General features: G+C 71.7%; 3 protein-coding genes. 2 read left to right on the top strand and 1 reads right to left on the bottom strand.

Annotated elements, in window-relative coordinates:
* The coding region (gene cobN, locus QK444_RS31575; RefSeq protein ID WP_282785730.1) for a cobaltochelatase subunit CobN at positions 1 to 3821 on the bottom strand (3821 nt) is incomplete at its 3' end.
* A gap of 206 nt (positions 3822 to 4027) precedes the next feature.
* On the opposite strand from cobN, the gene QK444_RS31570 reads away from it, so the two are divergent.
* Both QK444_RS31570 and cobG read left to right on the top strand, forming a co-directional pair.
* Positions 4028 to 4345: a hypothetical protein gene (locus QK444_RS31570; RefSeq protein ID WP_282785729.1), complete on the top strand. Its 318-nt coding sequence runs from the start codon at positions 4028 to 4030 to the stop codon at positions 4343 to 4345.
* A 242-nt stretch (positions 4346 to 4587) separates the two neighbouring features.
* Positions 4588 to 5725: precorrin-3B synthase (gene cobG / locus QK444_RS31565; protein WP_282785728.1), on the top strand; the 1138-nt coding region annotated here is incomplete at its 3' end.

The raw sequence follows: 5725 nt of genomic DNA, 5'->3' as shown, positions 1-5725 counted from the left end.
TCGAGTTCGCCCTCGGTTTCGAGGTAGATCTGCTTCAACCGCGCGAGCGTCTCATCCTCCGGCCGCTCCCACAGGTTCCGCTCCGCAGCCTCCAGCAAACGCTCCGCTATACCGTGCAGCGCCCAGGGATTCGACTGTTCCATGAACTTGCGGTTCACATCGTCGAAAACGTAGCTGTCGGCAAGTTTCTCGTACATCCAGTCGGCGACCACATTGGTGGTGGCGTCGTAGCCGAAGAGGTAGTCGACGGTGGCGGCCATTTCGAACGCGCCCTTGTAGCCGTGCCGCCGCATGGCGTCGAGCCAGCGCGGATTCACCACGCGCGCCCGGAACACGCGGGTGGTCTCCTCCGAGAGGGTGCGGGTGCGCACCGAATCCGGGCGGGTGCTGTCGCCGATATAGGCTTCCGGATTCTTGCCGGTGAGCGCGCGCACCGCCGCCACCATGCCGCCGTGGTACTGGAAGTAGTCGTCGGAGTCGGCGATATCGTGCTCGCGGGTGTCGGTGTTCTTGGCCGCCACCGCGATTCGTCGATACGCCGAGCGCATGTCGTCGGCGGCGGGCGCGCCGTCCAGGTCGCGGCCGTAGGCGTAGCCGCCCCAGGTGGTGTACACCTGCGCGAGATCGTCGTCGGTGCGCCAGCTCTTGGAGTCGATGAGCTGGAGCAGGCCCGCGCCGTAGGTGCCGGGCTTGGAGCCGAAGATGCGGGTGGTGGCGCGACGCTCGTCACCGTGCGCGGCCAGATCCGACTGGGCGTGGGCGCGCACGTAATTCGACTCGGTGGGTTCGTCGAGCCCGGCCACCAGCCGCACCGCGTCGTCGAGCAGGGCGAGCACGTGCGGGAAGGCGTCGCGGAAGAAGCCGGAGATGCGCACGGTCACGTCGATGCGCGGTCGGCCCAGTTCGTCGAGCGCGATCGGTTCGAGGGTGGTGACGCGGCGGCTGGCCTCGTCCCACACCGGCCGTACCCCGAGCAGTGCGAGCACCTCGGCGATATCGTCGCCCGCGGTGCGCATGGCGGACGTGCCCCACACCGACAGGCCCACCGACTTCGGGTACTCGCCATGGTCGGCGAGATAGCGCTCGAGCAGCGAATCCGCCATGGCCTGACCGGTTTCCCAGGCCAGCCGCGAGGGCACCGCCTTGGGGTCGACGGAGTAGAAGTTGCGGCCGGTGGGCAGCACATTGATCAGGCCGCGCAGCGGCGAGCCGCTCGGCCCGGCCGGAATGAAACCACCGGACAGGGCATGCAGCACCCGCTGGATCTCCACCTCGGTCTGCCGCAGCCGCGGCACCACCTCGGTGGCGGCGAACCGCAGCACCGCCCGCACGGCGTCCGGACCGACGGCGGGCGCGGTCGAACCGGCGGATGTGGCCGCACCGCCGGGTGCGACAGCGTTTCCGGGCACGGCCGTCGTCCCGCCCGCGGCCGAACGGCCTGCCTCAGCCACCACCGAATCCTCGCGCTTCCCCGTGTCCCCCGCCAGGGCCGCGCCCGGTGCCGCCGCGTCCCCGGAGGCGGCGGCGTCCGCGAGTGCCGGTGTGGCCCCGGCGTTCTCACCCGTGCCGCCCGCCGTGATCTGCGCGTCGACGATCGCGTCGATGGCGTCGACCGACCAGTCCGCGGCCTGCAGGGCGGCGACGAGAGCGCGGGCGCGGGCCTCGAAGCTGTCCACCCGGTTGCGGGATTCGTCGCCGGACTCGCTGAGCCCCAGCGCTTCTCGCAGACCGGGCACGGACACCTCGCCGCCCCACAGCTGGCGGGCGCGCAGCATGGCCAGCACCAGGTCGACCTCGGTCTCCCCCGCCGGAGCCTGCCCGAGCACGTGCAGGCCGTCGCGGATCTGCACATCCTTGATCTCGCACAGCCAGCCGTCGACGTGCAGCAGCATATCGTCGAAGACGTCCTCGTCCGGGCGCTCCGCGAGCCCCAGGTCGTGGTCCATCTTGGCGGCCCGCATCAGGGTCCAGATCTGCTGCCGGATGGCGGGCAGCTTGGCCGGGTCGAGCGCGGAGATATTGGCGTGCTCGTCGAGCAGCTGCTCCAGCCGCGAGATGTCACCGTAGGTTTCGGCGCGCGCCATCGGCGGGATGAGGTGGTCCACGAGGGTGGCGTGGGCGCGGCGCTTGGCCTGGGTGCCCTCGCCCGGATCGTTCACCAGGAACGGATAGATCAGCGGCAGATCGCCCAGTGCGGCGTCGGTGCCGCAGGAGGCGGACATGCCGAGGGTCTTACCGGGCAGCCACTCCAGATTGCCGTGCTTGCCCAGGTGCACCATGGCGTCGGCGGCGAAGCCCTCGGGCGCGGCCAGCCAGCGGTAGGCGGCCAGGTAGTGATGGCTGGGCGGCAGATCCGGATCGTGGTAGATGGCCACCGGATTCTCGCCGAAGCCGCGCGGCGGCTGCACGATGAGCACCACATTGCCGAACCGCAGTGCGGCGATGACGATCTCGCCCTTCGGATCGGCGGAGCGGTCCACGTACAGCTCACCCGGCGGCGGCCCCCACGCCTCGATCACGTTCTCGCGCAGGTCGTCCGGGAGCGTCTCGAACCAGGCGGCGTAGGTGTCCGCGCCGATGCGGATCGGGTTGCCCTCGAGCTGTTCGGCGGTGAGCCAGTCCGGATCCTGGCCGCCCGCGGCGATGAGGGCGTGGATGAGCGCGTCGCCGTCGCCCTGTTCGAGGCCCGGGATCTCCCCCGGCGCGCCGAGATCGTATCCGGCGGCCCGCATCTCGGTGAGCAGCCGGATGGCACTGGCCGGGGTGTCCAGGCCGACGGCATTGCCGATGCGGGCGTGCTTGGTCGGATACGCCGACAGCATGAGCACCACCCGCTTGTCGGCATTGGGGATGTGCCGCAGCCGGGCGTAGCGCACCGCGATCCCGGCCACCCGCGCCGCCCGCTCCGGATCGGGCACGTAGGCCGACAGGCCGTCGGCGTCGAACTCCTTGAAGGAGAACGGCACCGTGATGATGCGGCCGTCGAATTCCGGCACCGCCACCTGGGTCGCCACATCCAACGGCGACAGCCCGTCGTCATTCTCCTCCCACTGGGCGCGGCTGCTGGTCAGGCACAGGCCCTGGAGGATGGGCACATCCAGGTCGGCGAGCGCGCCCACATCCCACGCCTCGTCCTCGCCACCGGCCGAGGCGGTGGCGGGTTTGGTGCCGCCCGCGGCCAGCACGGTCACCACCAGTGCGTCGGCCTCGCGCAGCCGAGCCAGCAGTTCCGGCTCGGCGGCGCGCAGCGAGGCGCAGTACAGCGGCAGTGGCCGCGCCCCGGCCGCTTCGATGGCGGTGCACAGCGCGTCGACATAGGCGGTGTTCCCGGCCAGTTGCTGGGCACGGTAGTAGACGACCGCGACGGTGGGCGCGTCCGCGGCGACCGGCCGCGCGGTGCGCTCGAGTTCACCCCAGCGCGGCATGTCCACCGGCGGTTCGAAGCCGTGCCCGGTGAGCAGCACCGTGTCGGACAGGAAGTTGTGCAGTTGCCGCAGGTTCAGCGGCCCGCCGGCGGCGAGGTAGTTGTGCGCGTCGGCGGCCACGCCGCCGGGCACGGTGGACTGTTCCATGAGTTCGGCGTCGGGCGCGATCTCACCGCCCAGTGCGACCAGCGGAACGCCGCTGGCGCGCAGCGTCTCCAGTCCCTCCTCCCAGGCGCGGACGCCGCCGAGGATGCGCACGATCACCAGATCGGCGCCCACGAGCAGGGCGGGCAGATCCTCCGGCAGCAGCCGCGCCGGATTGGCGAGCCGGTACTCGGCCCCGCTGGCGCGGGCACTGAGCAGATCGGTATCGGAGGTGGACAGCAGCAGAATCACGGTTCGGCCTTCCTTGGGGTGACGCGCCCGGCACGGTTCGGCGCTCATGGGGAAGGTCTGACTGTCACAGTGGCGCGACCGCACCGGAATTGCACCGGTTTCTTCCGTCCGACGAGCCTCGCGACTCTATCGCGCGGGGATCACAGTGCTGCAACCTCTCCGCCCGGCCCGGTGCCACGACCCCTGCGCGGGCGTACGCTGCGCGTATGCCGAACACTCCGGGTTGGGTCAGGCGGAATCGGTTCGCCGCCTGGTCAGGGTACTTGTGCGCATTGGTTGCTTTCGCAACGCTGGCAATGGCATTGACCGCTGCCGGCACCGGACATTCGCAGTGGGCGATCGTCGCCGGCGGGATCTGCGCGGCCACACTCCTGTTCGCGCTGATGCTGATGACCACGACGGTGCACCGCGACCACCTCGAACACCACGACAGCCCGAGCCTGCTCAACGACACCTACGCCACCAGTCCGAGCTGGGCGAGCGGGCGCACGACGCCGGGAATCGAACCGCATCACCCGCGCTGAGGCCCGTATCCGCTCACTCCGACCGGCGCGAGTGCCGCGGGCAGCGACTGCGCGATCGCAGGATGCCGGAATCGGCGCGCACGCCACCGGTGTCGGCGCAGGGGATCCGAGCAGGCCGGTACCGGACGAGTTCGCCGCCGGTGCACGGAGTGCTACACCCGAAGCTGGCGGGCATCGCAGGCCCGCCGCGACTCGGTGCCCCGCGACGCGTCCACCCGGGTGTCCGTAGGCTGGATCGGGTCATGACTCGAACAGATCCCGATTCCTGCCCGGGCGTGCTGCGCCTGCACGAGGCCGCCGACGGGCCGCTCGCCCGCATCCGCGTGCCCGGTGGTCGGCTGGCACCGGCCCAGGTGCAGGCGCTGGCCGAGGCGGCGCGGGAACTCGCCGACGGCGGCATCGAACTCACCTCCCGCGCCAATGCGCAGCTGCGCGGGGTGCGTGACGCCGCCGAGTTGGAGCGGCGGCTGCGGGCGGCCGGGCTGCTGCCCAGCGGGACGCACGAACGGGTGCGCAATATCGTCGCGTCCCCGCTGTCGGGCCGGGTCGGCGGCTGGACCGATGTGCACGCGCTGGTTCCGGCACTCGATGCCGGTGTGCGCGCCGCGCCGCGACTGGCCGAGCTGCCCGGCCGGGTGCTGTTCACCCTGGACGACGGTCGCGGCGATGTGAGCGGGCTGGGCGCGGATATCGGGGTGCACGCCGTCGACGAGGACACCTACGCCGTGGTGCTGGCGGGGCGCGACTCCGGTCTGCGCGTCACCGCCGAACATGCCGTGGATACCGTGCTGCACGCCGCGCACGGTTTCCTGGAACTGCGCGAGGACCAGTGGCGGCTGCACGAGATCCCGGACGGCCCGGCGGCGCTGGCGGACCGCCTGCGCGCCGCGCATCCGCATCTCACCACCGCCGAGACCGTGGAGCTGCCGCCACACCAGGAACCTCCGATCGGCTGGCTCACCCAGGCCGACGACCGGGTGGCGCTGGGCGCGGGCGTGCGCCTGGGCTCGCTGCCCGCCCGCACCGCCGAATTCATCGCCGCCGTCGACCGCCCGGTCGTCATCACCCCGTGGCGGGGTCTGGTGATCACCGACCTCGACGAGTGGGCCGCCGAACAGGTGGTGCGCGTGCTGGCCCCCATGGGTCTCATCTTCGACGCCACCTCCCCCTGGCTCCAGGTCACCGCCTGCGCGGGCCAGCCCGGCTGCGCCAAATCCCTGACCGACGTCCGCGCCGACGCCACGGCCGCCGTCGAGGCGGGCCGCGTACTGCCTTCCGGCCCACCGCAACCCGCCGCCGCCGAGCTGGCGGCCGACGAGGTGGTCGCCACCGGCCGCCAGCACTGGTCCGGCTGCGACCGCCGCTGCGGCCACCCCCGCG

It is taken from the genome of Nocardia sp. CC201C, assembly GCF_030010695.1.
GTDB classification, from domain to species: Bacteria; Actinomycetota; Actinomycetes; order Mycobacteriales; family Mycobacteriaceae; genus Nocardia; species Nocardia otitidiscaviarum.
The sequence above is the reverse complement of the archived record's forward strand: the minus strand, read 5'-3'. Positions and strand labels throughout refer to the sequence as shown.

Bases quoted from the DNA above. Each gene is read 5' to 3' on its own strand.
- QK444_RS31570 (WP_282785729.1), top strand. From the start codon at position 4,028: ATGCCGAACACTCCGGGTTGGGTCAGGCGGAATCGGTTCGCCGCCTGG.